This is a genomic window from Leuconostoc lactis, from assembly GCF_007954625.1.
In the GTDB taxonomy this organism is placed as follows: Bacteria; Bacillota; Bacilli; order Lactobacillales; family Lactobacillaceae; genus Leuconostoc; species Leuconostoc lactis_A.
Window position 1 is genome coordinate 100,221 of sequence record NZ_CP042420.1, and the last position, 23,173, is coordinate 123,393.

26 protein-coding genes are annotated in these 23,173 nt (G+C 44.1%); 4 read left to right on the forward strand and 22 right to left on the reverse strand.

Annotated features, from left to right (window positions below; genetic code table 11):
* Window positions 1–16 precede the first annotated feature (16 nt).
* The 7 genes from pfkB to FGL80_RS00510 all read right to left on the reverse strand — a co-directional run bounded on the left by pfkB (window position 17) and on the right by FGL80_RS00510 (window position 5,226).
* Window positions 17–928, reverse strand: a complete 912-nt coding sequence (gene pfkB / locus FGL80_RS00480) for a 1-phosphofructokinase (RefSeq protein WP_147001645.1) — start codon at window positions 926–928, stop codon at window positions 17–19.
* Window positions 925–1,689 (reverse strand): DeoR/GlpR family DNA-binding transcription regulator, encoded by a 765-nt coding sequence (locus FGL80_RS00485; protein ID WP_147001646.1) that lies wholly within the window; start codon window positions 1,687–1,689, stop codon window positions 925–927. The genes pfkB and FGL80_RS00485 overlap by 4 nt, the downstream gene beginning before the upstream one ends.
* Before the next feature lie 141 nt (window positions 1,690–1,830).
* Window positions 1,831–2,427 (reverse strand): 5' nucleotidase, NT5C type, encoded by a 597-nt coding sequence (locus FGL80_RS00490; protein ID WP_147001647.1) that lies wholly within the window; start codon window positions 2,425–2,427, stop codon window positions 1,831–1,833.
* 132 nt (window positions 2,428–2,559) lie between these two features.
* Window positions 2,560–2,973 (reverse strand): 30S ribosomal protein S16, encoded by a 414-nt coding sequence (gene rpsP, locus FGL80_RS00495; protein WP_055307588.1) that lies wholly within the window; start codon window positions 2,971–2,973, stop codon window positions 2,560–2,562.
* 89 nt (window positions 2,974–3,062) lie between these two features.
* Window positions 3,063–4,529: a PH domain-containing protein gene (locus tag FGL80_RS00500; RefSeq protein ID WP_147001648.1), complete on the reverse strand. Its 1,467-nt coding sequence runs from the start codon at window positions 4,527–4,529 to the stop codon at window positions 3,063–3,065.
* Window positions 4,522–5,013: a PH domain-containing protein gene (locus FGL80_RS00505; RefSeq protein WP_147001649.1), complete on the reverse strand. Its 492-nt coding sequence runs from the start codon at window positions 5,011–5,013 to the stop codon at window positions 4,522–4,524. The genes FGL80_RS00500 and FGL80_RS00505 overlap by 8 nt, the downstream gene beginning before the upstream one ends.
* A gap of 21 nt (window positions 5,014–5,034) precedes the next feature.
* Complete coding sequence (locus FGL80_RS00510) at window positions 5,035–5,226, reverse strand: hypothetical protein (RefSeq protein WP_010005314.1); 192 nt, start codon at window positions 5,224–5,226, stop codon at window positions 5,035–5,037.
* 303 nt (window positions 5,227–5,529) lie between these two features.
* On the opposite strand from FGL80_RS00510, the gene FGL80_RS00515 reads away from it, so the two are divergent.
* On the forward strand, window positions 5,530–6,162 hold the full coding sequence (locus FGL80_RS00515) for a deoxynucleoside kinase (protein WP_055307585.1): 633 nt from the start codon (window positions 5,530–5,532) through the stop codon (window positions 6,160–6,162).
* Window positions 6,163–6,239: 77 nt separating this feature from the next.
* Here the strand turns inward: FGL80_RS00515 and ruvA are convergent, their stop codons facing one another.
* From ruvA to murI, 7 genes are read right to left on the reverse strand one after another with little or no spacing between them, the layout of a single operon-like run.
* A complete protein-coding gene (gene ruvA / locus FGL80_RS00520) occupies window positions 6,240–6,833 on the reverse strand; it encodes a Holliday junction branch migration protein RuvA (RefSeq protein WP_141308035.1) in 594 nt (197 codons plus the stop codon).
* A gap of 24 nt (window positions 6,834–6,857) precedes the next feature.
* On the reverse strand, window positions 6,858–7,919 hold the full coding sequence (queA, locus tag FGL80_RS00525; protein WP_048701507.1) for a tRNA preQ1(34) S-adenosylmethionine ribosyltransferase-isomerase QueA: 1,062 nt from the start codon (window positions 7,917–7,919) through the stop codon (window positions 6,858–6,860).
* Window positions 7,916–8,773, reverse strand: coding sequence for a metallophosphoesterase (locus FGL80_RS00530; protein WP_055307582.1), 858 nt, complete (start codon window positions 8,771–8,773; stop codon window positions 7,916–7,918). Before FGL80_RS00530 ends, queA begins: the two co-directional genes overlap by 4 nt.
* Window positions 8,773–9,831, reverse strand: coding sequence for a Holliday junction branch migration DNA helicase RuvB (ruvB, locus tag FGL80_RS00535; protein ID WP_029508969.1), 1,059 nt, complete (start codon window positions 9,829–9,831; stop codon window positions 8,773–8,775). Before ruvB ends, FGL80_RS00530 begins: the two co-directional genes overlap by 1 nt.
* A 47-nt stretch (window positions 9,832–9,878) precedes the next feature.
* Window positions 9,879–10,415 (reverse strand): YfcE family phosphodiesterase, encoded by a 537-nt coding sequence (locus tag FGL80_RS00540; RefSeq protein WP_147001650.1) that lies wholly within the window; start codon window positions 10,413–10,415, stop codon window positions 9,879–9,881.
* A gap of 20 nt (window positions 10,416–10,435) precedes the next feature.
* Window positions 10,436–11,050 (reverse strand): XTP/dITP diphosphatase, encoded by a 615-nt coding sequence (locus tag FGL80_RS00545; RefSeq protein WP_147001651.1) that lies wholly within the window; start codon window positions 11,048–11,050, stop codon window positions 10,436–10,438.
* A gap of 1 nt (window position 11,051) precedes the next feature.
* Window positions 11,052–11,897 carry a glutamate racemase gene (gene murI, locus FGL80_RS00550; RefSeq protein WP_147001652.1) on the reverse strand — a complete coding sequence of 282 codons (846 nt, stop codon included), beginning with the start codon at window positions 11,895–11,897 and terminating at the stop codon, window positions 11,052–11,054.
* Window positions 11,898–11,987: 90 nt separating this feature from the next.
* Between murI and FGL80_RS00555 the strand changes: the two genes are divergently transcribed.
* The gene (locus FGL80_RS00555; protein ID WP_147001653.1) at window positions 11,988–12,692 is read left to right on the forward strand and encodes a YslB family protein; all 705 of its coding nucleotides are present in this window, start codon (window positions 11,988–11,990) and stop codon (window positions 12,690–12,692) included.
* 46 nt (window positions 12,693–12,738) lie between these two features.
* Here the strand turns inward: FGL80_RS00555 and dltD are convergent, their stop codons facing one another.
* Genes dltD through FGL80_RS00580 form a run of 5 tightly spaced genes read right to left on the reverse strand, consistent with a single transcriptional unit; the run spans window position 12,739 to window position 17,191 of the window.
* Window positions 12,739–14,022, reverse strand: coding sequence for a D-alanyl-lipoteichoic acid biosynthesis protein DltD (gene dltD, locus FGL80_RS00560; RefSeq protein WP_147001654.1), 1,284 nt, complete (start codon window positions 14,020–14,022; stop codon window positions 12,739–12,741).
* A 1-nt stretch (window position 14,023) separates the two neighbouring features.
* Window positions 14,024–14,263: a D-alanine--poly(phosphoribitol) ligase subunit DltC gene (dltC, locus tag FGL80_RS00565; protein ID WP_055307576.1), complete on the reverse strand. Its 240-nt coding sequence runs from the start codon at window positions 14,261–14,263 to the stop codon at window positions 14,024–14,026.
* Between the two features lie 38 nt (window positions 14,264–14,301).
* Window positions 14,302–15,510 (reverse strand): D-alanyl-lipoteichoic acid biosynthesis protein DltB, encoded by a 1,209-nt coding sequence (gene dltB, locus FGL80_RS00570; RefSeq protein ID WP_147001655.1) that lies wholly within the window; start codon window positions 15,508–15,510, stop codon window positions 14,302–14,304.
* Entirely contained in the window at window positions 15,503–17,035 is a 1,533-nt protein-coding gene (dltA, locus tag FGL80_RS00575) for a D-alanine--poly(phosphoribitol) ligase subunit DltA (RefSeq protein WP_147001656.1), read from the reverse strand. Before dltA ends, dltB begins: the two co-directional genes overlap by 8 nt.
* Window positions 17,036–17,050: 15 nt before the next feature.
* On the reverse strand, window positions 17,051–17,191 hold the full coding sequence (locus FGL80_RS00580) for a teichoic acid D-Ala incorporation-associated protein DltX (RefSeq protein ID WP_010001237.1): 141 nt from the start codon (window positions 17,189–17,191) through the stop codon (window positions 17,051–17,053).
* 156 nt (window positions 17,192–17,347) lie between these two features.
* Between FGL80_RS00580 and FGL80_RS00585 the strand changes: the two genes are divergently transcribed.
* The gene (locus FGL80_RS00585; RefSeq protein ID WP_147001657.1) at window positions 17,348–18,562 is read left to right on the forward strand and encodes a PTS sugar transporter subunit IIC; all 1,215 of its coding nucleotides are present in this window, start codon (window positions 17,348–17,350) and stop codon (window positions 18,560–18,562) included.
* Window positions 18,552–19,379: an alpha/beta hydrolase gene (locus FGL80_RS00590; RefSeq protein WP_147001658.1), complete on the forward strand. Its 828-nt coding sequence runs from the start codon at window positions 18,552–18,554 to the stop codon at window positions 19,377–19,379. Before FGL80_RS00585 ends, FGL80_RS00590 begins: the two co-directional genes overlap by 11 nt.
* Before the next feature lie 58 nt (window positions 19,380–19,437).
* Here the strand turns inward: FGL80_RS00590 and FGL80_RS00595 are convergent, their stop codons facing one another.
* The 3 genes from FGL80_RS00595 to dinB all read right to left on the reverse strand — a co-directional run bounded on the left by FGL80_RS00595 (window position 19,438) and on the right by dinB (window position 22,968).
* Complete coding sequence (locus tag FGL80_RS00595; RefSeq protein WP_055307571.1) at window positions 19,438–20,802, reverse strand: DEAD/DEAH box helicase; 1,365 nt, start codon at window positions 20,800–20,802, stop codon at window positions 19,438–19,440.
* Between the two features lie 60 nt (window positions 20,803–20,862).
* Entirely contained in the window at window positions 20,863–21,819 is a 957-nt protein-coding gene (locus FGL80_RS00600; protein ID WP_147001659.1) for a DHH family phosphoesterase, read from the reverse strand.
* A 63-nt stretch (window positions 21,820–21,882) separates the two neighbouring features.
* Entirely contained in the window at window positions 21,883–22,968 is a 1,086-nt protein-coding gene (dinB, locus tag FGL80_RS00605; RefSeq protein ID WP_055307569.1) for a DNA polymerase IV, read from the reverse strand.
* Between the last annotated feature and the right edge of the window lie 205 nt (window positions 22,969–23,173).

Below are 23,173 nucleotides of genomic sequence, written 5' to 3' on the forward strand. Positions count from 1 at the left end.
GATGTTTCCTCACATATTATATTGGTGTGACACGAACTTGTTGATAAATTGATGCAATTGTTGCTTTTGTGGCGATATCATCGCTGAATGCCGTGGCTGTCCCACTGGCAACCGCCATTTTAAAACTTTCAAGCACATCGGCTGTTTGCAGCCAAGTGCCAACGAAACCGGCAATCATTGAATCGCCAGCACCGACCGAATTTTTCACCGTGCCAGCCACAGGGGCGGCGAAGTAATCACCATCGGGTGTTAGGAGTAGTGCGCCGTCACCAGCTAAAGAAACAATGGCCAATTGCGCGCCATCAGCAAGTAATTGGTGTCCCCAATGTTGGACAGCGGCTTGGGTGGTCAGGGTTGTGTGATACAGTTGGGCCAACTCATGCCGATTTGGCTTCACCAGCAACGGGTGCTGGCTCAAAGCAGCTTGAAGTGGTGTACCCGTCGTATCGATCACAAATTGCGCTTGGTGTTGGGTAATTTTTTCAATGATTTGTTGATAAGTATCCGAATCTAAACTTTTAGGCACACTACCAGACAAAATCACCGTATCATCTGCTGTTAGCTGATCAAATTGTTGCAAGAAAGTTGCTAATTCATCCGGCGTAATCTCTGGGCCAGTCGCGTTGATTTCCGTTTCCACATCGGCTTTAATTTTTAAATTAATCCGTGTGTTACCCGCAATGGTCGTAAAGGCTTGTTTGAGGTGTGGTTCATTTAACGTCGCTTGCAGGTGTTCACCGGTAAACCCGCCAATGAAGCCTAACGCGGTATTGTCGATGCCCAAATGGCTTAATAACCGACTCACGTTGATCCCCTTACCACCTGGAAATAATGTTTGCGAGGTTGACCGATTGGTTTCCCCCAGGGTCAGGACGGGTAAGCGTGTGATGTAATCCAATGATGGGTTTAATGTGACGGTATAGATCATTTTGTCTCCTCCGCTTCAATCACAGTCATGACTTGATGCAGTGCCTGACTTTGATCTGCTGTTAGTTGTGTGGTAATCAACGTGACTTGTGATAGATCAACCGCCTTGGCAAACGATGCCGTGCCAATCTTGCTGGCATCGGCTAAGACGTAGCTGGTTTGAGACCGTTCAACCACGGCCTTTTTTATCGCTGCCTCTTCTAAGTCCGGTGTGGTTATCCCAAAGTCAACGGACAAGCCGTCGGCACCAATGAAACTTGTTTGAAAGACCATGTGGTTAATTTGATTCACCGCCGTAGCGCCAATAACTGCATCCGTAGTTTGCTTGACCTGACCGCCAATGATCATCACCGGAATCATCAGATCAGATAGTTTAGCGGCATGATGCACCGAATTGGTCACCACCGTCACGGCTGGTTTTTTATCAGCCAGATAAGGAATCACCTCCCCAGTCGTGGTACCAGCATCTAAGAAAATCATTTCACCGCCTTTTAACTCGGCTGCCGCGCGCTTAGCGATTTGTTGCTTATCGGCTTGATAAATTGTGCGACGCTCAGAGACGGTCATGTTGTCCCGATCAGGCATGATCAATTCAACCCCACCGTGCACGCGTCGCACAACGCCTTCAGCAGCTAAGTCAGCCAAATCGCGCCGGACCGTCGAGAGCGACGTCTGCGTCGCCTTTTTTAATTCCTGTAATGAGACAAATTTATTTTTTTGAATAATGTCACGTAATCGCTTTTTTCTTTCTTCAACAATCATTGGTTATCCTCATTAAAACGTAAGCGCTTTCTTTACGCTATTATCATAACTTGATTTAATTTTAATTGCAACCTTTTTCTATCATATTCTTTCAAATACTACCAAATAAAAAGCAACCACTGTCGTGATTGCTTTGTTTATCTATTCCCAATGGGCTTTTTCAAAATGATCCGTTGCGCCGTGTAAATCATAATCGACGGCCTTCGCTTGTTCAATGGCACTTTCATGAAGTTTCCCAGTGCTTTGGTAAGCTTGCGCCACCAATTTCAGATAACTCACGAGTTCACCTGTCCATACTAATCGTGGATCATGGCCATACTGTAGCCAGAGACTATCGGCCGCTGGATCTAACCACTGACTAGCCCCATGATACGGGCGATCATCAATCAAAATCCCGCCAACAGAATGCACCAGCCCTTTATCATGGGTCAACGTAACCCGCTTGTAAAACGGACTATCCGGCCCATCACCAAAATGTTCGGCTAACCATAAGAGTTTATCTTGCCAAGCACTGGCGTTTTGCCACGGTGCTGTGGATAGAATATGTAGTTCATAGACTGTTGACAACGTCTGTACCGCTGCCACTGCACCGGGCATTGGTGGCAAATTCCGGAAAATACCGGGGATCTGATCCGGTTTGTCGACTTGTAATTGTTGCGTATCAATCGTGTTTAAAATGGCTAAGGTATCGACTAGCACATTATCCATATCTAAAAATAGTTTAGGCTTTGCTTGCATGTGAATTTCTCCATTAAGATCAAAGTTAAAGAAAGCGCTTCCAACTTTGGATAGTTTTATTATAGCGGATTTCGTGTCAGAAACAAAGCACAAAAAAAGCCGAAGCAATCGCTCCGACTTTTTGAGGTTGTTTTATACTAATGCCAACAATTCAGCCTTCTTAGCTGATGAAGCATATTCGATACCTTGGGCATCCAAGTATAGCTTGATTTCAACAACAGTGTTCTTTTCAGTTGGCTTTGCAACTGAAGCAGCAGGCTTTTCAGTAGCTGACTTCTTAGCAGCCTTAGCTTCAGCAAACTTTGCCAAAATACCAGCATGGCTCAACAAGTTGCGAACAGTTTCTGATGGTTGTGCACCATTGTTCAACCATGCCAAAATCTTGTCTTCATCCAATGTGATTTCTGCAGGTTGTGCGATTGGGTTGTATGTACCCACTGTTTCGATGAAACGGCCATCACGAGGTGAACGTGAATCAGCGATAACAACACGGTAGAAAGGACGCTTCTTGGCACCCATGCGCTTCAAACGGATCTTAACTGACATATGTAATGTCCTCCAAATTTCTTATGTGCTTTTTGCACGTTAATTTACTTTCTTATTATGCCACGATTTAAAAACCGTGTCAAGGGTTTTTACTTGACATCGATTAACCAGCGACGCACTTGAGCCACGACATCTGTATGTAAGTAGCGCAAATTAATGTAAGCAGCACTGTCACCGTGCCGGACCACGACTTGTAAATGCTGTGCTTGGCGTGGCACCATAAAGATACTTTGTGACGCATTCAGCCCCTGGATTTTGTCACGGCGCACATAATACTGACGTTTCGTAAACCACGGGGTCGTTTGAATTGCTAAGATATCACCAGCAATCGTTAACCGTTGATCACGCATACGCAACCAAGCCGCCGACAACCAAACTAACAGGAGCACGCCCGCCACTACCATCATCACTGTATCAGAAACACCGTTGTGCCAATGCCAATGGGATGCTAGTACCCAGTAACTCCCAAGCACGAGGCTTAAAACACCCAGTCCCCACCACAACGTATATTGGATTTGATAACGCAAAGCGTGTGGCACCGTTTTAACAGGTTGTAATGCGGGTAATGGCAAAGTTGGCAAGAACGGTCGTAGCACTTGTGTTGCTTCGGCTGCTTGAATCACTGGCATCAGCACAGTTTGGTGCGCCTCATTTTTATCTGACTTCACCGCTGACGCCAAAAAAACACTCACCGTCACCAAACGCAAAGCGCGGCGCAATAACGATTGTTCCAACTGGATAGCTTGCACGCGCGTTGTCCGCAACTGCATGGTGTGCTTAGTCAATAAACCACGCGCAATAGCCAGGTGCTGGCCAACACGGGTCAACGTAAACCCATAATACTGGTTATAAATTTTAAGAAAAGCCACGCCAATGCCTAAAAAGATGACTACAGCAGTCAACATCGCGTAAAACATCAGGCTGCCACCGCTTAACCAATGATCTAAGCCAGCCATCACACTTTCTGGTAGATGATTACTCACTTCAGATAACAGGGTCAAAATGACACCAATAATCCCCAAGCTACCAAATGACGTCAAGGCGTAACGGATTAAGGCCCGTTGGTCGATCTGATACGTGGCACTCGCCTGCGGTTGTGCTGTCGTCGTTGTGTCAACACTGGTGGTTTGCGCCGCTTGTCGGTAACGTTCAATGGTCGCAATTTGTGCTGGGGTTAAAGCGTTAAATGTTAACTGATCATCCGCTTTACCTGATGTCTCTATTCGCACTTGAAAGACTTCAAAAGGTTGGAAAATGAAGGGCTGCGTTTTGGTCAAGGTTTGTACACGTTCAAATGGGACATGGGTCCGACGTTTTACAAACACCCCTTGATGCACCGTGATTTCATGTGGCGTTAGCTCATAAGTAAAGAAAAACCACTTCACGACACCAAAAACCAGGGCAACCAACAAAAAACCGCCCGTCCACAGTGCCTGTTGGGTAAAATCGCGCTGGCCCTGCAACATCACAAACACAAACGGCAACAACAAATCTTTGGCCGTCTGCATCACCATGGCAATCACGGCAAATTTTGATTGGCGCATGGGTTTAGTCATCAGTCTCAACCTCCCTTGCCTGGCGGGCTGAGGCAATTAATTGATCACGCAACGCTTGCGCGACATCTTCTGCAATGGCTTCAATTTTAAAGTTGTGGGCAGCGGTCACCACGATAACACTTTGCAAATGGTAATGTTGTAACAATGGACCCTGCTGAGTATCCACGTTTTGAATACGATTAACCGGCACTGTTGCCGTTTTTCGAAGGAAAAAACCCTGATAAATCGTCACCGCATCTGAGGTTAACAGATACTTATGGTAGCGATAATAATACGGAATGAGTAGTATGTGTCCCACAACAAGGAGCACACCAATACTAAAAATCACATTAGTCATCGTCATCACTGTACTTGACCAATGTGATTGGAAAACATAATTGCTGCCACCCCAAAGCACTAAGCCCGGTATCAGCAACAACACACCACGCGCCAACCACACTTTCTTGGCTGTCCGCGGTAAACTCTTAGCGTTTGTTGGTATCATCTCGCAGCCCCCCAGCTACCATTACTTGTGACGTTCAGCGTTAATTTCTTCACTCAACACAATTAAGTGATCTAACGCCCGTCGTGCCAAACGTGAGTCGTGCAAACGGTTGGCTTCATTTGTAATACCACCCAGCGTATGGGGCGTATTAATGTCTTTAATAATGGCAATTAACTGTTCATGCCAGGCTGCCAATTGGTCTTTGTCTGTCATAATTTTCTCCTAATAAACAATTACGTATATTTTATCATGACTAGCAGCGAATTTCATGAAAAAACGTGCATTCTCATAAATTAATTATGACAATATTCGTTTTGTTGCTAGTGTCGCGTTTGAACTGGTAATTGGCACGTACTCACGTATCATCGCCATTATTTTAATGCCGCTGACTAGTTGGCCCACCAGCCATCTTGGGGTAATGTTCGCTTTTTCTAGCAAAACCGCGTAGCCGGTTGACTTGTTGTTTGCCCAGATTTTTTGTATAGTTAATAGGTTACTAAATAATTGGAGGTTGTCATGGTGATTATTACAGCAGGCATGATTGGCGTTGGCAAAACGACATTAACGAGCTTGATCGCTGAACATTTTGGCACAAAAGCATTTTACGAACCCGTGGGCGACAATCCAGTCTTGCCACTTTATTACTCGGATCCAAAGCAGTATGGTTTCTTACTACAAATTTACTTCCTTAATCGTCGTTTCGACATGATTAAGCAAGCTTTGGCCGATGATAACAATGTCTTAGATCGTTCAATCTATGAAGATGCCCTTTTCACAGCTGAAAATCATAAAGATGGCAACATCACAGATGCTGAAATGGAAGTTTATACGCAATTGCTCGACAACATGATGGCAGAATTGCAAAAGCTCCCTAAAAAGGCGCCTGACCTCTTAGTCTATGCGGAAACAGACTTTGAAACGATCTTGTACCGCATCAAGAAGCGTGGTCGTGATTACGAACAATTCGACGAAAATGACGAATTGCGCCAATACTACTTCCGTATTTGGTCAGCTTACCGCGATTGGTTTGAAGCCTATGATGCGTCACCTAAGATTAAGATTGACTTGCAAACTTATGACTTAGAAGAACCAGCTAATCAACAAATCATCTTAGATCAAATCGACGAAGCCCTAAAGGCCATTCGTTAATAAAAAACCACTTCGTTAGTGTGGTATACCCAAAAAGTTAAAGTAACTTTCGGGGTACACCACATCGAAGTGGTTTTTTATTTGACTAATAATTTCAATGCTGAACGAATGTAGCCATCCGTGGTATCTTCAGTTTGCGCCAAAGTTTTTTCAATCTTAGCGATTTCTTTGGCACTATATCCCAGCGACGTTAACGCTGCCAGCGCATCGGCTAGTGCCTGGTTGTTGGCTACTGGTTGGGCCGTCGTGAGATCCAAGCCAGCAGACACTGCCAAATCGTCTAACTTGCCTTTCAAATCTAAAATGATTTGTTGGGCTGTCTTCTTCCCCACGCCTGGGAATTGCGTCAAATAAGACGCATCATCATTAGCAACTGCGTTCACTAAGCCCTGGGCATCGCCACTAGCGAGAATAGCTAGCGCGCTTTTAGGACCAATGCCTGACACATTTAACAACTTATTGAATAAAATCTTCTCGTTTTCATCCATGAAACCATAAAGCGCGATTTCATTTTCCCGAACAATCTGCTCCACGTAGACATGCGATTCGACGTTTTGCTCAAAGCGGTAAGGGTTGGCCGTATATAACTTGTACCCGACCCCACTGCGATCACAAACCACGATATAAGCCGGATAAATGTTGGTAATTAACCCATTAATGTATTCGTACACAAGCCATTCTCCTCAAATTATCCTTTAACCACGCTTCACAAACATCGCATCCCCAAAGCTAAAGAAACGATACTGATCAGCAACTGCGTGTTCATAGGCCTTTAAAATATTGTCACGGCCGGTAAACGCCGCCACCAGCATCACCAAAGTTGACTTTGGCAAATGGAAGTTCGTAATGAACGCATCCACCGTGGTCCACTGATAACCTGGCTTAATAAAGATGTCCGTCCAACCAGAATCAGCTTGCAACTTGCCATCAAACTTTGATCCAATCGTTTCGAGTGTTCGAATTGACGTGGTACCAGTGGCAATAATGCGCCCACCATTAGCATGCACGTCGTTCAAGGTGTCGGCTGCTTCTTGCGTGAGTTGGTAGAATTCTGAGTGCATCTTGTGATCTTCGATGTTTTCTTCTTCCACTGGTCGGAACGTCCCCAGTCCAACGTGAAGCGTTAATTCGACCGTTTTAACCCCTTTGGCACGCACCTTATCCAACAATTCTGGCGTCCAGTGCAACCCTGCCGTTGGTGCAGCTGCTGAGCCATCAACCTTCGAATAAACGGTTTGATAACGTTCTTGATCGTCGAGCTTTTCCTTAATGTATGGTGGCAATGGCATTTCACCCAACTTTTCGAGTAACTCCATGAAAATACCATCGTAGTGGAATTCGATGTAACGGCCACCGTGTTCTAATTCACCAACAACTGTTGCCGTCATGATTGGGTTGTTAATGTCATCCCCAAACACGATGGTTGAGCCAATGGGTGACTTTTTGGCTGGCTTCACCAATGTTTCCCAAACATCGCCATGATCTTGGCGTAACAACAACACTTCGGCATGCCCACCGGTTTCTGGTCGCGCACCGTGCAAACGGGCTGGCAGTACGCGTGAGTTATTCATGACAATGGCATCACCTGGTTCGACATAATCCAAAATGTCGTAAAAATGCTTGTCTTCATAAGCACCAGTATCGGCATCTAACACCAAAAGCCGTGACGCATCACGTTGCTTGAGTGGTGTTTGCGCAATTAATGCTTCGGGCAAATCGTAATCAAAATCTGATAATTGGTATGGTTGTGCTGTCATCTATTTCCACCTGTATTGCCACTCAAGCCGGTTGTTTTTTCAAATTCAAAACCAGTTTGGGCAACTTTTTCTTTTTCTTCTGCTGTTAATACTTTGTTTTCGTTGGGGATATTGAACTTTTCTAAGACATCCGCATACGTTAGGCCATTGGCGTTAAGATACGCCACCAACAAAGCCAATTCATGCCGCTGCGTAGCGGTTGGCTTATTGATCGTAATCGTCTCATCAAAGGCCCGTTCCACCAATCGGTCAAATCGCTTGTTTTCCGATTCGATTTGATAACTTGCTTCAATCGCTGCTAAACGTGCCTGCAGCAGCGGTGTCAGTTCGTCAAAGCTGATCGGTTGCCCGAAAGGTCGCGTTTGCATAAAGGCCGAATCTAATGACAAATTCACCATGCCATCCCGCTGATATTCTGCTTCGTGAATATGCCCATGCACGGATAAAATCGGATAAGGCAAATCAACGGCATAATGGCTCAGCCACACTTGAATCCCGTTTATTTTCAACGCCTTGGCCGTCGGTTCATATGCCACTAACCGTGCTTCAGGCGCCTTTAAAGCGGCCTTAATTTGATCAGAATGGTCATGATTGCCCTTAAAGAAGACCTTTTGCCCATTTAAACGCGCCAACTGGGCGACAAAGTCTTGCTTCTTACGAAACATCCCTAAATCACCCAAAAAATAAACCGTATCCTCAGCAGATACCGTCTCATTCCAAGTTTTCTCAAGATAGGCATTCATATTTTCAATCGTCGGGTCGATGCCAAGTGCGCTAAGCGATGCCTCACGCGACTTGTCAAAATATAAAATCTTTTCGTGACTAAAATGTGTATCTGAAATAATATAATCCATTAGTGTGCCTCTGGGTACGGTAAATTCAAATGCTTATAAGCCGCTTCGGTCACCACCCGCCCACGTGGCGTGCGTTGGAGGAAGCCAATTTGCAACAAATACGGTTCAACCATGGATTCCAAGGTCTCCGCTTCTTCCCCAATATTGGCGGCAATCGTATTTAAGCCGACGGGGCCGCCGTTATAATAAGCCACCATGGTGCCTAAAAACTTATGATCCGTCTCATCAAGCCCACGATTATCAACCCGTAACTTATCCAAGGCTACATCGACAATACCTTGGTCAATAGCGTCTAGCCCCTGCACTTGGGCAAAATCACGCACGCGCTTTAAGAGCCGGTTCGCAATACGCGGTGTCCCCCGCGACCGTAACGCCACTTCATACGCCCCTGCTGGCTTAATCGGTGCTTGGAAAATATCGGCTGATCGCACGACAATTTCTTGGAGTTCTGCTGGCGTATAGTACACCATTGCATTAATAATCCCAAAACGATCACGCAACGGCTTGGATAACATACCAGGTCGGGTTGTCGCCCCAATTAATGTAAAGGGTGGCAATGGGAAATGGACGGCCCGTGCCGTTGGACCTTGTCCGACCATGATATCGACGAAATAATCCTCCATTGCGGAATACATAATTTCTTCGATATTGGTTGGGAGCCGATGAATTTCATCAATAAACAAAATATCGCCCGGCTCAAGTTCATTGAGTAAGGCCACCAAATCACCCGGTTTCTCAATTGCTGGGCCCGACGTCGTTTTGATATGGACACCCATTTCATTGGCAATAATCATCGCCAACGTCGTCTTCCCTAATCCTGGTGGGCCAAAGAGCAAGACATGATCCAGGGCTTCTTGGCGTTGTTTAGCTGCGGCAATATACACCGACAACTCTTCTTTTAAGGCTGTTTGCCCAATATATTCACGCAAAAATTGCGGCCGCAATGACAATTCATCATGCTGCTCTGCTTGATTAGCGGCAGCATCTCGAATTAAGCGATCCGCATCAGTTGTTTCTTCATACCATTGATTAAATTGTGGTGTTTGTTCATTTGCCATAACTACCATTTTACCACGTTTATTGCCTGCAAATCAGTACGGACTACTTAACGCGCGACCTGTACTGTGAGCTGTAGCAGTGGCTGATGCTGACGATTATAAAATCTCACGTCATAGCGCGTCTCCGTCACATCCAACACAGCATAGGTGCCACCTAAGTTAGCATGTGGCCCTTTAGGCAGACGGATTGAACCTGGGTTAATAAACAAGATATCATCAAACACAACCGCCCCTTCCAGATGGGTATGCCCAAAGAGGGCGACCTGTGCGTTAGCTTCTTGTGCCGCCACGGCCATTAATTTTAGGTTCGCCCAAGCGTTAAATTGGGTCGCGTCATAAAGATGCCCGTGCGTTTGGAAAAAAGTGATCCCATCAATCGTTGTTGCCCGTGCGGCCACGAAATCAGGATCATCATCCATATTACCAATCACAGTTGACACACCATCAAACACTGCGTCATCCGCCGCTAATTCAGAATCACCATTGTAAAAAATGCCGGCAACGCTATCCCGCCATTTGTCAAAAATATCAGCAATGATCTCACGATCACCATGTGTATCTGAAACAATTAAAAACTTTGTCATCCTATTATGTGACACGATACTTAATCGTGTGACGCTCCTTTCAACCAGTTTGGTAATTTGGCAACCAAGTCTTGTAACGCTAAGCCGCGATGACTCACTTGGTTTTTTTCAGCCGCTGTTAATTCAGCAAATGTTTTGTTAAAACCTGGTACCCGGAAAATGGGATCGTAACCAAAGCCGCCTTCACCGTGGCGTTCATGCGTAATCATGCCATCCACTTGACCTTTGGCGACCAAGTTATCACGACCTGGTCCCGCCAATACCAAAACACTGTGGAAATGCGCGGTACGGTCTGGATTATCGCCTAATTTTGTCAAAACCTTGTCAATATTGGCCGCATCATCATGGTCGCCAGCATAACGGGCTGAATAAACCCCTGGCTCACCATTCAAAGCATCCACAGTCAAGCCAGAATCATCTGCTAAGACAAAATCATCGGGTGCTAGTGGCGTAATCGCCGTTACTTTTTTCAAAGCATTTTCTTCAAACGTTTGGCCATCTTCAATAATATCTGGGATATCATCCCCTAAATCACGCAATGGCACCACTTGTAAATCAATTTGATGTTGCGCTAAAATTGCGGCTAATTCGGTAATTTTATGCGCGTTATTACTCGCCAGGATAATTCTCGGCATGTTATTTCTCCTCTAAATGTTGGGTGGCGCCTTCGCCGACAATGGCAAGATGGCGCACATCTAGTGCGGTATCGCGGGCTAACCAATCAGTCGCAATGGCCTTGAAGGTCGCTGGATCTTTGGTCGTGTAGAAAATATCATCCGCATGCTGATGCGGCACTGCTGTATGTAAGGCCTGCTGATCTAATGTGTCCATAATGACCCGTACGGTCTCACGACCTGGATCCACTAATTTCACGTTTGGGCCAACTGCTTCAGTAATGGCGTCAGTCAGCAATGGGAAATGGGTGCACCCCAAGACCAACGTATCAATCCCCTGCGCGGTTAACGGTGCTAAATGTTGCGCTACGATGTCTTTAGTGGTCGCTGCTTGGGCAAGATTGGCTTCAGCTAATTGTACGAAATCCGGCTCAGCTTGCTGGAAAATTGTCACGTCAGCATTCACCGCTTGAATCTCGTCTTGATAAGCCCCAGAAGTGACCGTACCCTGAGTCGCAATCACCCCAATCTTTTGATTAGCTGTTGTCGTTGCGGCCGCAGTGGCCCCTGGGACAATCACACCAATAACTGGAATAGGTAACTGCGCTTGTAATTGTGGCAAAGCGCGCGCTGTGGCAGTATTACAAGCAATCACAAGTAATTTAATATGTTTTTCCGTCAGCAAAAAGCGCGCCATTTGAAAGGTATAATCAATGACTTCTTGTACTGGCCGTGGCCCGTACGGCATCCGTGCGGTATCGCCAATAAAAATAAATTGTTCATGTGGTAGCTGGTCCTGGGCCGCTTTCACAACGGTTAAGCCACCGACACCAGAATCAACAAAACCAATTGGATTATTTTTACTCATACTTATAATTATGCCCTTAAAAACAGAGAATGCAAGTTTTCCGCGTGTAAAGTTTGGTATAATAAAAGTCTGAAAGGTTTATACGGGCACATGAACATCAACGATTATGACAAGATTTTACAAACTAATTTCCAAGTCAATAGTTTTGCATTGACACTTTTGCGCGACGGGTTACTACAAAACCTCTTGCAAGAAGATTACCCCCATATTCTCTATTGGGCTGGTAAAGAAATCGCTCGTCAATTTCCCTTTGATGCGTTAGCTTCAGTTGTTGAATTTTTCGACAATGCCGGTTTTGGTCATCTTGAAATTGCGTCACAAGATAGCAAAAATCAACGTTGGACCCTTACTGGTGATCTTGTCCAACAACGCTTAAATCTGAACCGTTCAGCTGATTTTAGCTTAGAAGCTGGCTTTTTGGCACAACAACTTGAATTGCAAACTGGGGCAATTGCCGAAGCAACCTTTAAAATTGGCAAGAAGAATATCGGGGTAAACTTTGAAGTCGTAACGGACCTCAATGAAACGGTTGACGTTTCTGATATTAAACAACGCGTTGCGGCACGTGAGTCATTCCTCAAACAAACACACGAAACCGTTGAACAAGCACAACTCATCGAAATTCGTGACGATGGTGCCATTTCTCGTGAACAATCAATCACCGATTCTCTGTTGGCCTTCAAATTTGACGACATTGCCTTACCAATTGAAGAGCAAAACAATTTGAGCGCCCTATCAGATGATGAAGCGATTGACCCATTCAACGTCCCAACAACGACATTTAATGATTCGTAATCACCATTCTCATAATAAAAAGCGACCCACAATTGTGGGTCGCTTTTTATTTGAACTGTTGCAAATTTTGTGCTGTTGGCATCAAATTTTTCCAGTCTTTTGATAGATAATTGTTGTTAATGTGATAATTAGTTGGCTTGTAGCCACCTTCTAAGAACGGCTTGATGTATTCATCTGCCGTTACCCAACCATTCCAACCAAGGTGAATCGTATCTTGCATGAAGTAATTTTTTGCCCCATCGTGTGACAGATCGGCAATATTGTTAAACCCTTGTGAGGTCAACTGCTTTTTAACCTTATCCACACTCTGGTAGTACATCTCATTACTCAAGCCCGTATAATTCGCCCAACGTTGGTTAACTGGTTGAATGACAAATAACACATCCGTTTTCTGACGGGCAAATTCAGCCAAAACCGCTTGTAAATCGGCATACTGTTGTGATTGGCGATAGTCAAACTTCTTTTGTGAGTCAGCCAAGCGCTTCAAATTAAACTTGATCCGTGACCGATAGAATGAATCCTTGATTTTGAATGGATTATTCATCGTTTCACGTGCCGCAATTCTAGTTGCTTCCTTAAACAAAGCACCATTTTCGTCAGTAGCTGGTAAACGTTTGACAGCTGGCTTCACATGTTTATCCCAGTTATCTGAACTAGCAAAGTTTGAGAACAGTTCATCTTCGCGCAAAAGCGCCCGATGACGAACCGACAATAGCTTCAAATCAGTTGATGACAAAGGCTGATTATCCTTAATCTTAGTCACTAATTTCGCGTAAAAACCATTGTCTTTGATTTGTGGCTGTTCTAATAACTGCGTAGCAATATAGCGATCAGTTGGTGTAATTTCTTTGATATTACGTAACCAATCGACTGTCTGCAAAGCAGAATAGAAAACTGAGAATGCCCCATGGACATTTTTCTTAACAAACCACTGTTGTGAAATGACAAAGACCGCTTGCTTTTTATGCAAGGCTGGTAGCATCTCTTGCATGCTTAGGTAGTGTAGCAATGACTCCGTTCCTGCTTGTCCTAACAAGAAGGGTTGATAATTGCGGTGATATTTGGCGGCGAGCATCGAAGGATGCATCGTGTCCAAACGCAATAACTCACTTGAACCAAAAAACGGTACATAGCGCTTAGATGGGTCACTAAAAGCCGCCGTCTTAACTGTCTCGCCCTTATACACATTTTTTGAAAATGAAACAGACGCGTCGCGCACGCTTTTTTGTGAAATGTGGTTTAAGGAGAATGGTGCTAAAAACAACGCACCAGCCAGTACAAACGCAATGATTACTGGCCCAAAAATCCACCAAAGTCCCCGTTTTTTCATATTACTGTCCGATTAATGATTCAACCTTGGCAACCACTTTATTAGGTGTATCCCATTCGTCACGGTTAAATTCTGACACTGGTGCTTGGATGTCAAACTTGTTTTCAAGATCCAACAACAATTCAACTGTTGCCATTGAATCAAGCAAACCATCTTCAAACAAGTTTTCATCCATCTTGTCTGATACATCTTCACCTGTGATTGTGTTCAAAATATCGATTACTTCTTCTTTTACTGACATGTTTTTTTCCTCTTTCTTTTTATACGATAGCTAGATTATTATGACTTAAACCATAAGGTATCCAAAAAGCCACTAAATATTAAGAAACTGACCATGACGACGTTAAATGTCACGAAAATGGCCAACGCTTCTGTGAACTTGTTATGTGGGACATGGTGCTTCTTCTTATAACGCAACCAGGCATCATTGATGACCAGACCAACACCGTGGAATAAACCATAAACGATGTAGTACCAAGTAATCCCATGCCAGAACCCCATTAATAACATGTTCGAAATATAGGCGACATTTGATAACGTGATGCGACTTTTAAACCACTTGTTCTTCATCATTGTGAAGACCAAACGCATGAAAACGTAATCACGGAACCAAAATGACAAGGTCATGTGCCAACGATTCCAGAATTCCTTCAAGTTTTTTGACAGGAACGGCTTGTTGAAGTTCATTGGTAGGGAAACGCCCATCACGTAACTGGTTGCGACGGCGAACAGTGAGTAACCCGCAAAATCAAAGAACAAATCAAGCCCGTAGGCATACATCACGGGAATTAACCACCAAGTCCACCCATGATGGATGCTGCCAGCGGCTAACGCCTGGCTTTCTACCTGTGGTAAAATCAATGTCCCAAAAATGTAGGCCAGAACGAACTTGTACAAGAAACCAAGGAAGAAATACCAAACCGCTTTTTCCAGCAGTTCCAAATACTTCTCACGCGTTGGGACAGTCGCTACATCCTTTTCAAAACGCCGATACCGATCAATCGGTCCTGACGAAATGGAAGGCATAAAGAGCATAAATCTTAGGAACAACAAAGGATCAAAGTTTTTAATTGAACCATCACGTGTTTCTAAAATCATGCCGACTGACCGGAAGGTCAGGTAAGAAATCCCCATGAAACCAAGTAATGTTGACACATGGGTCCAATGCGTTGCCGGTGCGAGTTTAACTAGGAATAACGGTAAAATTGCGAGGCCGGTCACGACATAAAAGACGCTACTGCGATTCGCTTTTTGTCGATACTTGGTATACCCCCAAACCAACAGCCACTGCCATATCATATACTCGATAATGGCAAAACCTTCGTGATATTTAGCGCCATCAAACATCAAAACGATAAATACCAACGATACCGCAATTTCATACCAAACAAAACGCTTCCCAAAGTACAACCCGATAGCCAATGGTGCTAACGCTAATAGCAAGTACACAAAGTACTTGGGATCAGCATACGGTTGTAAATTAAGCATTACCATTCACCTCAGCAATCAAACCTTTCAAGTCAATCTTACCATTAGGTGTTAACGGCATGCTGTCACGGTAGATGAAGCGACCTGGCACCATATAAGGCATCATGATATCTTCAAGTTCCGCTTTAATCGCTTGCGTTAACAAGATTGGCTTTTCAAAGTCGTTCGCTTTTGGCACAATAATAGCCAACAATTGCTTGACCTTACCATCCGCATCATATCGAGGTACCGCCACGGCTTGTTCAACCCACTGGCTTTGTTGCAATTGGTGGGCAACTTCTTCTAATTCAATCCGGAAACCGTGTAATTTGATTTGGAAGTCTGTCCGACCACGATAATGCAATAGCCCATCAGCATCACGCGTTGCCAGATCACCCGTGTGATAAGCTTGCTTGCCATCAATGGTTGTAAAGGCAACCGCAGTCTTTTCTGGATTGTTCAAGTAACCCTTAGACACTGATGGTCCCGCAATCACAATTTCACCCGTTTCACCATCAGGCAAAGTTGCACCATCAAGATCTTGAATGATAATTTCGGTATCAGCGTTAGCATACCCAATTGGCATTTTGTCATACTTAGCCATAATTTCTGGCGTAATTTGCAAGCCAGTCACGGCAACCGTTGCTTCAGTTGGCCCATACGTATTAAAAATCTTAGCTTGTGGAAAACGCGCCAACAGCTTTTCTGCCGTAGTCTTAGTTAACACTTCACCACAGAATAAGAATGTATCAAGTTCTGGGTGCGTTTCTTGATTAAATTCTGGGTTCAACAAGGCCACATCGGCAAATGATGGCGTTGATACCCACTTATTTAACGCTAAGGTTGGCAAAGTATGGAACAAAGCCTTAAAGTCATCAGCCGTTGCTTTTGGCAAAGCCTTCAATGTCCCCTGTGACAACAACGTTGGCACCCAATCCATGACCGACAAGTCAAATGAATAAGGTGGTTGTGACAAGACATTGGCCCCTGTTTGCCAACCAAAATCGTCGCCCAACATCCAGTTGGCAAAGCTCAGGAGGTTATTGTGTGAAATCTGTACCCCTTTTGGCTTACCCGTTGTACCAGAAGTAAAGATAATATAGAAATTATCATCCCCTGTCACCGGTTGTGTTAACGCAAAGTCAACGGGTGTTGCCAGAATATCAGTAAGTTGTTGACGCGTGATAACTGGCACAGTTGTCACCTCGATTGGCAAGTCATCAACGGCAATCACCAAGGCTGGTTCCCCAATGGCCAAAATATCTAACAAGCGTTCGTCAGCAGAATTCACATCTACTGGCACATAAGCATGTCCTGATTTAACACTCCCTAAGAAGCTGGCAACCATTTCAAATTGTTGCCCACCATAAACCATGATAGGTGCCTTATCTGTTAGCCCCAGGTTCGTAATATGCGCAGCTAAACGATCAGATGCGGCCTTTAAATCGGCATATGTATTTGTTTGACCCAATTCATCATACGCAACGTAATCCCCCTGATTTGTTGCGATGGCGTCAATTGTCTCAATAACGTTTTTAATGATCATGTTTCATTCCCTATATTAAAATTCGTTGTAGATGAAGTGTCCTTGTCCTACTCCTGAATAACTATACAGGTAAACAAGGATCAAAATAACACAAAAATAAAATAGCGTCCGACTCATAAAGTTTATAATCGGACGCTGAAAGAACCGCTTAATCAATTTCACGTTACCCCTCTTCTGTGATTTTCATGTATAATCGACATAAGTATGACAGTGTCTGGTACACAAAAAAATAATGAGTTAATTATAACATAAATGTGTCAATCTTGTAGCATCTTGTTACAAGACAACTTTTTGAACTAAATTGGAGAAACTATGCGCTATTTTCTAGTCAATGTGGCACAACGTTGGGAAACAAAATTATGGCAAATGACTGCTTTTCAAAGCATCAAAACAGCATTACATCAATCACTACCAATTATTGTTATTGATATTTATTTACGATTATCAGTCAAGCTTATTCTATCGCCCAATGCGCTATTCGTCAAATTATTTAAACTGGACGCTCAGCTATTCAAGCCACTTTTTGATACTATATTGGTATTGTTACCGATGGCAGATGCAGCGGTCGTCTTAATTTACGTCATTGCGCTGACCTATCAGTACCTGGCCGCTAAATCTTATCAAAACACCAGCCTGCCTTCAATCACCAACTGTTTGGCGGTTTTCTTATTTTTTGGCGATAAAAATCAATTTCCTGTCTTTAACGTCAACCAATACTTTGTTGTGACCTTGATTGTTTTATTGAGTAGCTACTCTTACACACGCTATGCCATTCATATTAAGCATCATCCCAATCCCTACAGTTTGCCTTATCTCATTTGGGCAGGCATTATCATTATCCTAGGCCTATTTTTACACCAGCTTTTCCGGCAACAACTCTTTGAGTTCTTTTTATCCGATATTTGGACGCATCGCTTCTTTGCCACGTTCTTAGGCCTAATCATTATTACAATTACGGCACCGATTCTTTATCTATTGGGTGTGGCGTTACCACCAGAACTTACCGCCCCCTCGTCAAACATGTATGGTGTTGATCGCAATCTCACCACCTATCTCACCACTGCACACGGTGCCTTACCTGTGCCGGAAAACGTGTATAGTATTTATGGCGCTTTTACATTATTTGGTGGGGTTGGTAATGCACTGGCCATCTGTCTTGCCTTATTATTTGCTGCTTCCAAGCAACAACGTCGTCTGGCTAGAATTTCTTGGTTCCCAACGTTATTTGATAACAGTTACCTGCTTTTTGTGGGCGTACCGCTCTATTTGAACCCCCTTATTTTTATCCCGATGATTTTAGTCAATCTGATGAGCCTGGCCATTAGTTTTATTGCCATCACAACCCATTTTATTCAACCAATTGTCTTTGTGGCACCTGACAGTTTGCCTAATCTACTACTGCCAACGGTTGCTAGTACCACGCCAATTCGTTCACTCTTGATTACTGTGATCATTTTGATTGGTTCCGTTCTTATCTATCGCCCATTCTTATCCCATCTGACTCTGGAGGTGCCCGGTGAAAAATAAACTCATCTTAATCACGAGCGTTATCTTACTCTTGGTGCTTGGGGTTTTTAGTCAAAAAGCGATTGCGCAATCTAGTGACAAGGAAGCCAAAATTCAAAATTCACGCATGAAACCCATTATTTTTGTCCCCGGTTCTAGTGCGACAATCAATCGATTTGACGATCTATTTAAAGACTTAAACGCAACTGGACCTGTGCACAGTATTCTTAAGGTGCAGGTGAACGAAAATAACCAACTCGTTTTCCACGGTAAACTTAATCCCAGAGATCGCCAACCTTTTATTGTTGTCGGTTTTCAAGATAACCGTGACGGCTACAGTAATATTAAAAAACAAACTAAGTGGTTAAACCTCGCGTTAAACGACATCCAGAATCGTTATCATTTCCGAGACTTTTCCGCCATTGGCCATTCCAATGGTGGTCTGGTTTGGACGAATTATTTAGAACAAGATTACGCAGCGTCATCTTTTAATATTCCGACGCTCATGACCCTTGGTACGCCGTTTAACTTCTCTGAAACTTCCATGCAACGCCGGACCGAAATGCTCAATGATTTCATTGCCGCCAATAATCAGTTGCCCGACAATTTAGTCATGTACTCAGTTGCAGGGACCGATGACTATACCGATGATGGGATTGTGCCAGTCGAAAGTGTCTTAGCTGGTAAATACATTTATCAAAACAAAGTCAAATCATACACGCAAATCACCGTTTCTGGGGCAAATGCGCAACATTCGAGTTTGCCCGAAAATCCAGAAGTCGTCAACTTGATTCAAACCAAAGTGATTAAAGCTGGCCAACGTCCTGGTCAAAAATAAAAAAGCACGCTGTCTTTGTTAAACAAAGACAGCGTGCTTTTTTATGATGATGAGCGGTTTAGGCGCCACCGCGCTTTTTGTTTGACTTACGTACTGCACGCATTTCTTCACGCTTGGCAATACGACGATCCATTTGGTTTTTCCGTTGAATAGCTGACTTGATTTGACGCTTATAGCCAGGCTTCACGACCTTTTTCTTCTTTTTAACCATCCCCACCATCGTTGGGTCAAGCTTTCTTGTGGTTGCGACACGTTGTGTTCGCGCACGGCGATCTTTTACCGGCACGAATTCCCCGTTTTTCAACTGCATTGCCTTGAAATCAATGCCCAAAGCTTCAAGCTCTGCTACTTCGTCTTCTTCATCTGGACCATACAACGTAATCGCCAGACCAGGCATGCCATTACGACCTGTTCGGCCAACACGATGAACGAAGAATTCCAGTTCTGATGGAATATCATCGTTAATGACGTGAGAAACCCCTTCAATATCAATCCCACGCGCCGCCAAGTCGGTTGCGACAACGTATTGGAATTCTAAGTTTTGAATCGCCTTCATCACACGACGACGTTCACGTGGTTCAATATCACCATGAATTTCAGCAACCTTCAACCCACGACCACGCAAATTAGAAGCGATTTCTTTGGCACGATCCTTGGTATTAGCAAAGATCAGTGCTAAATAAGGGTTCCCAGTCGTTAAGACTTGGTAAATCACATCGTTCTTATCTTTTGACTTTGTGGCTAACAACCAATTTTCAATGGTGTCGGCAATGACTGTTGAGACTGGAATCGCTTCAAAAAGCGGGTTCGCCATATATTTCTTTAAGAATGGCTTGAGCTTTTCTGGCATTGTGGCACTAAAGACCAATGTTTGTAAGTCTTTTGGCATCGCACCAGCGATATAATCTACTTCTGTCAAGAAGCCCATATCAAGGGTCATATCCGCTTCATCGACGACCATTGTGTGCACAGCATGTAGCTTCAAAGCACCAGATTCAACCAAGTCTTTAATCCGACCAGGTGTCCCGATGACAATTTGTGGTTGATTGTTTTCCAATTGCTTGATTTGGCGGAGCTTATCTGTGCCACCAACATATTCAGCGATTGTAATATCGGGATTGAGCTGTGAGGCAAAGTCCTTGGCAGCTTTTGTAATTTGAGCAGCCAATTCACGTGAAGGCGTTGTAATAACAGCCTGTACGTATTGTCGGTCTTGTTCTAATTGGTTAAAAATGGGAATCAAAAAGGTGTGGGTCTTCCCTGAACCTGTTTGTGATTGGCCAACGACATCCTTACCTTGCAAGATCGCTGGAATTAATTTTGCTTGGACCGGGGTTGGCTTGGTAAAGCCAATCTTAGTCAACGCAATAATGATTTCTGGTTTTAAATTAAATTGTCCAAATTGGTTTGCAGTTTCTGCCATCAATTTTCTCTACTTTCATTCTACTCAGTTTGTAGCTGAGGTAACTTCTTTGTCGCCGCCTTATTCAAGTAAAGCAGCATTGACAGTGTTGATCAAACGTTCAATATCTTCAGCGGTTTGTGCCCAGGCACCAGAGGCCATTGGATGGCCCCCACCCTCAAATTGGTTTGCAATTTTGTTAATCACAATCGTCCGTGAACGGAGCCGCACCCGATAATTACCTTCATCTTGTTCTTCAAAAATTGCCCAAGCCTTGACTTTATCGATGGTTGCCGGCAATGGCACAACAAACGCCGTGCCTGAATCTTGCAAATCAAATTGTTCCAAAAGTGCTTTGGTTAAGACAACATAGGCGAACCCTGATGGTAAAATCGTGAGATTTTGTAGCACATAACCCGATAACTTAGCGGCATTTTCCGAAATCGTTGACATGTGGTGCAAAACAGCTTCGTAGTCGAAGTCATAACCAAATAGTTCTGATACCACGCGGAAGGTTTCTTGATCCATGCTGTACATGAAACGCCCAGTATCACCAACAATCCCAATATATAATAACCGGGCTGCCTTAGCGTTCATGACCAAACCCTGGCCTTTCAGGGCTTCATAGAATTCATAAATCATCGTACTTGTCGCTGATTTACCGGCTTCAACCCATTGCCAATCGCCGTAAGGTTCATCATTGGGATGATGATCGATTTTAATAATTTCTAATCCGTTTGGCCATCTTTGATCATCAATCCGTGGCGCGTTGGCGGTGTCCACCACAAGGACCAACGCATCACGATACATTTTATCGGGTATGTCATCCATAAAGGTGTCATCTTCACTCATCCAAGCTAAGCCTTGGACAGCCTTCCCGACCGCATAAATCTGCTTGTCTGGAAAACTAGCTTCTAAAATCGCCTTTAGGCCCAACTGCGCGCCGTACGCATCAGGGTCTGGGCGCTGGTGGCGATGAATAATAATGGTGTCATATCGCTTTATTTCTGCTAATATTTGTTCTTCAATTGCTGACATTAATCTATCTTTCTCGTGTTATCTTAAATTTATCGTGACTATATGTATACTAGTATAACATGTTTAAAACAAGGTCATTTCTTCAAAACCACTTGGCTGTAAATTACTCATTGACAGTCCTAATAAACGAATGGCATACGGGCCTGTCACCACCTCATCAAAAATAGCTTGAGCTGTATTCACCAAGAGATCTTCAGACAGCAACCAAGGTTCTACCTGGGTGATTGCACGGGTTGTGGTATGGAATTTTTCATCCCGAATTTTAACATTTAACGTCCGGCCAACCAAACCACGGGTCTTCAAAGCCGCAATCATACCACTCGCTAACTTTTTAAATTCAGCACGTACCAGTTCATCATGGTGTAAAAACTGCGCAAAAGTTTCCTCTTTACCTACTGATTGCTGTTGGCGTTGCCACTTCACTTCACCAAAATGGACACCACGCGCCTGCCAGTAAAGATTTTCACCTAATTTACCATACTGCGCCACTAACGTTTCGCGTGATAATTGCCGCAATGCAGCACCATCAAGTACGTTAAGCGCTGCTAACTTGGCTTGCGTTTTCTCACCAACGCCGCGAAATTCACCAATTGGTAAGTGATCTAAAAAAGCGAGACGGTTTTCCGGCGTAATCACCGTCACGCCGTTTGGCTTATTAAATTCAGACCCTAGTTTTGCTAATAGTTTGTTATACGATACGCCCACCGAACTGGTCAACCGCGTCTGTTTATAGATATCGTGTCGTAACTCGGCAGCCAACATTGCGCCCGACAACGCATTATCGGTCACATCTAAGTAGGCCTCATCATACGCCACCGGCTCGATTTTTGGTGTAATTGTCCGAAAAATGGCATGAATTTGCTTAGAAATGGCTTTATACTTGGCAAAATCCGGGGTCAAAAAGATCCCGTCTGGCGCTAAACGCCGTGCTTCTGCGGATCGCATGGCCGAATGAATGCCGAGTTGGCGCGCGACATAGTTCGCCGTCGTCACCACCCCGCGACCCCCAGTTTCTGCTGGATCACGCGAAATGATTAATGGCTGGTGGCGTAATGCCGGATTGTCACGCATTTCGACTTGGGCATAGAAGGCATCAATATCAACATGGAGAATTTTACGTGTATCAGTTGTCAATAAAAACTCTGTCATATCCCTATCTTATCACATTTAACGAACATGGGTTCGCACAATACGGCCGAATGCCATAAAAAAAACCCTGACCGAAGAGGGCAATGGTCAGGGGATGATAACCGTAGCTATCGATTTATCAATCAGTAATTGGGGGGCTGATTGAAACATTACTAGGGGAGTAATGAAACTCAAATATCTTTGAGTATGTTTTTATTATATACCT

Coding starts and splice junctions, on each gene's coding strand:
- pfkB (WP_147001645.1), bottom strand. CDS start 928: ATGATCTATACCGTCACATTAAACCCATCATTGGATTACATCACACGC.
- FGL80_RS00485 (WP_147001646.1), bottom strand. CDS start 1,689: ATGATTGTTGAAGAAAGAAAAAAGCGATTACGTGACATTATTCAAAAA.
- FGL80_RS00490 (WP_147001647.1), bottom strand. CDS start 2,427: ATGCAAGCAAAGCCTAAACTATTTTTAGATATGGATAATGTGCTAGTC.
- rpsP (WP_055307588.1), bottom strand. CDS start 2,973: ATGTCAGTTAAGATCCGTTTGAAGCGCATGGGTGCCAAGAAGCGTCCT.
- FGL80_RS00500 (WP_147001648.1), bottom strand. CDS start 4,529: ATGACTAAACCCATGCGCCAATCAAAATTTGCCGTGATTGCCATGGTG.
- FGL80_RS00505 (WP_147001649.1), bottom strand. CDS start 5,013: ATGATACCAACAAACGCTAAGAGTTTACCGCGGACAGCCAAGAAAGTG.
- FGL80_RS00510 (WP_010005314.1), bottom strand. CDS start 5,226: ATGACAGACAAAGACCAATTGGCAGCCTGGCATGAACAGTTAATTGCC.
- FGL80_RS00515 (WP_055307585.1), top strand. CDS start 5,530: ATGGTGATTATTACAGCAGGCATGATTGGCGTTGGCAAAACGACATTA.
- queA (WP_048701507.1), bottom strand. CDS start 7,919: ATGACAGCACAACCATACCAATTATCAGATTTTGATTACGATTTGCCC.
- FGL80_RS00530 (WP_055307582.1), bottom strand. CDS start 8,773: ATGGATTATATTATTTCAGATACACATTTTAGTCACGAAAAGATTTTA.
- ruvB (WP_029508969.1), bottom strand. CDS start 9,831: ATGGCAAATGAACAAACACCACAATTTAATCAATGGTATGAAGAAACA.
- FGL80_RS00540 (WP_147001650.1), bottom strand. CDS start 10,415: ATGACAAAGTTTTTAATTGTTTCAGATACACATGGTGATCGTGAGATC.
- FGL80_RS00545 (WP_147001651.1), bottom strand. CDS start 11,050: ATGCCGAGAATTATCCTGGCGAGTAATAACGCGCATAAAATTACCGAA.
- murI (WP_147001652.1), bottom strand. CDS start 11,897: ATGAGTAAAAATAATCCAATTGGTTTTGTTGATTCTGGTGTCGGTGGC.
- FGL80_RS00555 (WP_147001653.1), top strand. CDS start 11,988: ATGAACATCAACGATTATGACAAGATTTTACAAACTAATTTCCAAGTC.
- dltD (WP_147001654.1), bottom strand. CDS start 14,022: ATGAAAAAACGGGGACTTTGGTGGATTTTTGGGCCAGTAATCATTGCG.
- dltC (WP_055307576.1), bottom strand. CDS start 14,263: ATGTCAGTAAAAGAAGAAGTAATCGATATTTTGAACACAATCACAGGT.
- dltB (WP_147001655.1), bottom strand. CDS start 15,510: ATGCTTAATTTACAACCGTATGCTGATCCCAAGTACTTTGTGTACTTG.
- dltA (WP_147001656.1), bottom strand. CDS start 17,035: ATGATCATTAAAAACGTTATTGAGACAATTGACGCCATCGCAACAAAT.
- FGL80_RS00585 (WP_147001657.1), top strand. CDS start 17,348: ATGCGCTATTTTCTAGTCAATGTGGCACAACGTTGGGAAACAAAATTA.
- FGL80_RS00595 (WP_055307571.1), bottom strand. CDS start 20,802: ATGGCAGAAACTGCAAACCAATTTGGACAATTTAATTTAAAACCAGAA.
- FGL80_RS00600 (WP_147001659.1), bottom strand. CDS start 21,819: ATGTCAGCAATTGAAGAACAAATATTAGCAGAAATAAAGCGATATGAC.
- dinB (WP_055307569.1), bottom strand. CDS start 22,968: ATGACAGAGTTTTTATTGACAACTGATACACGTAAAATTCTCCATGTT.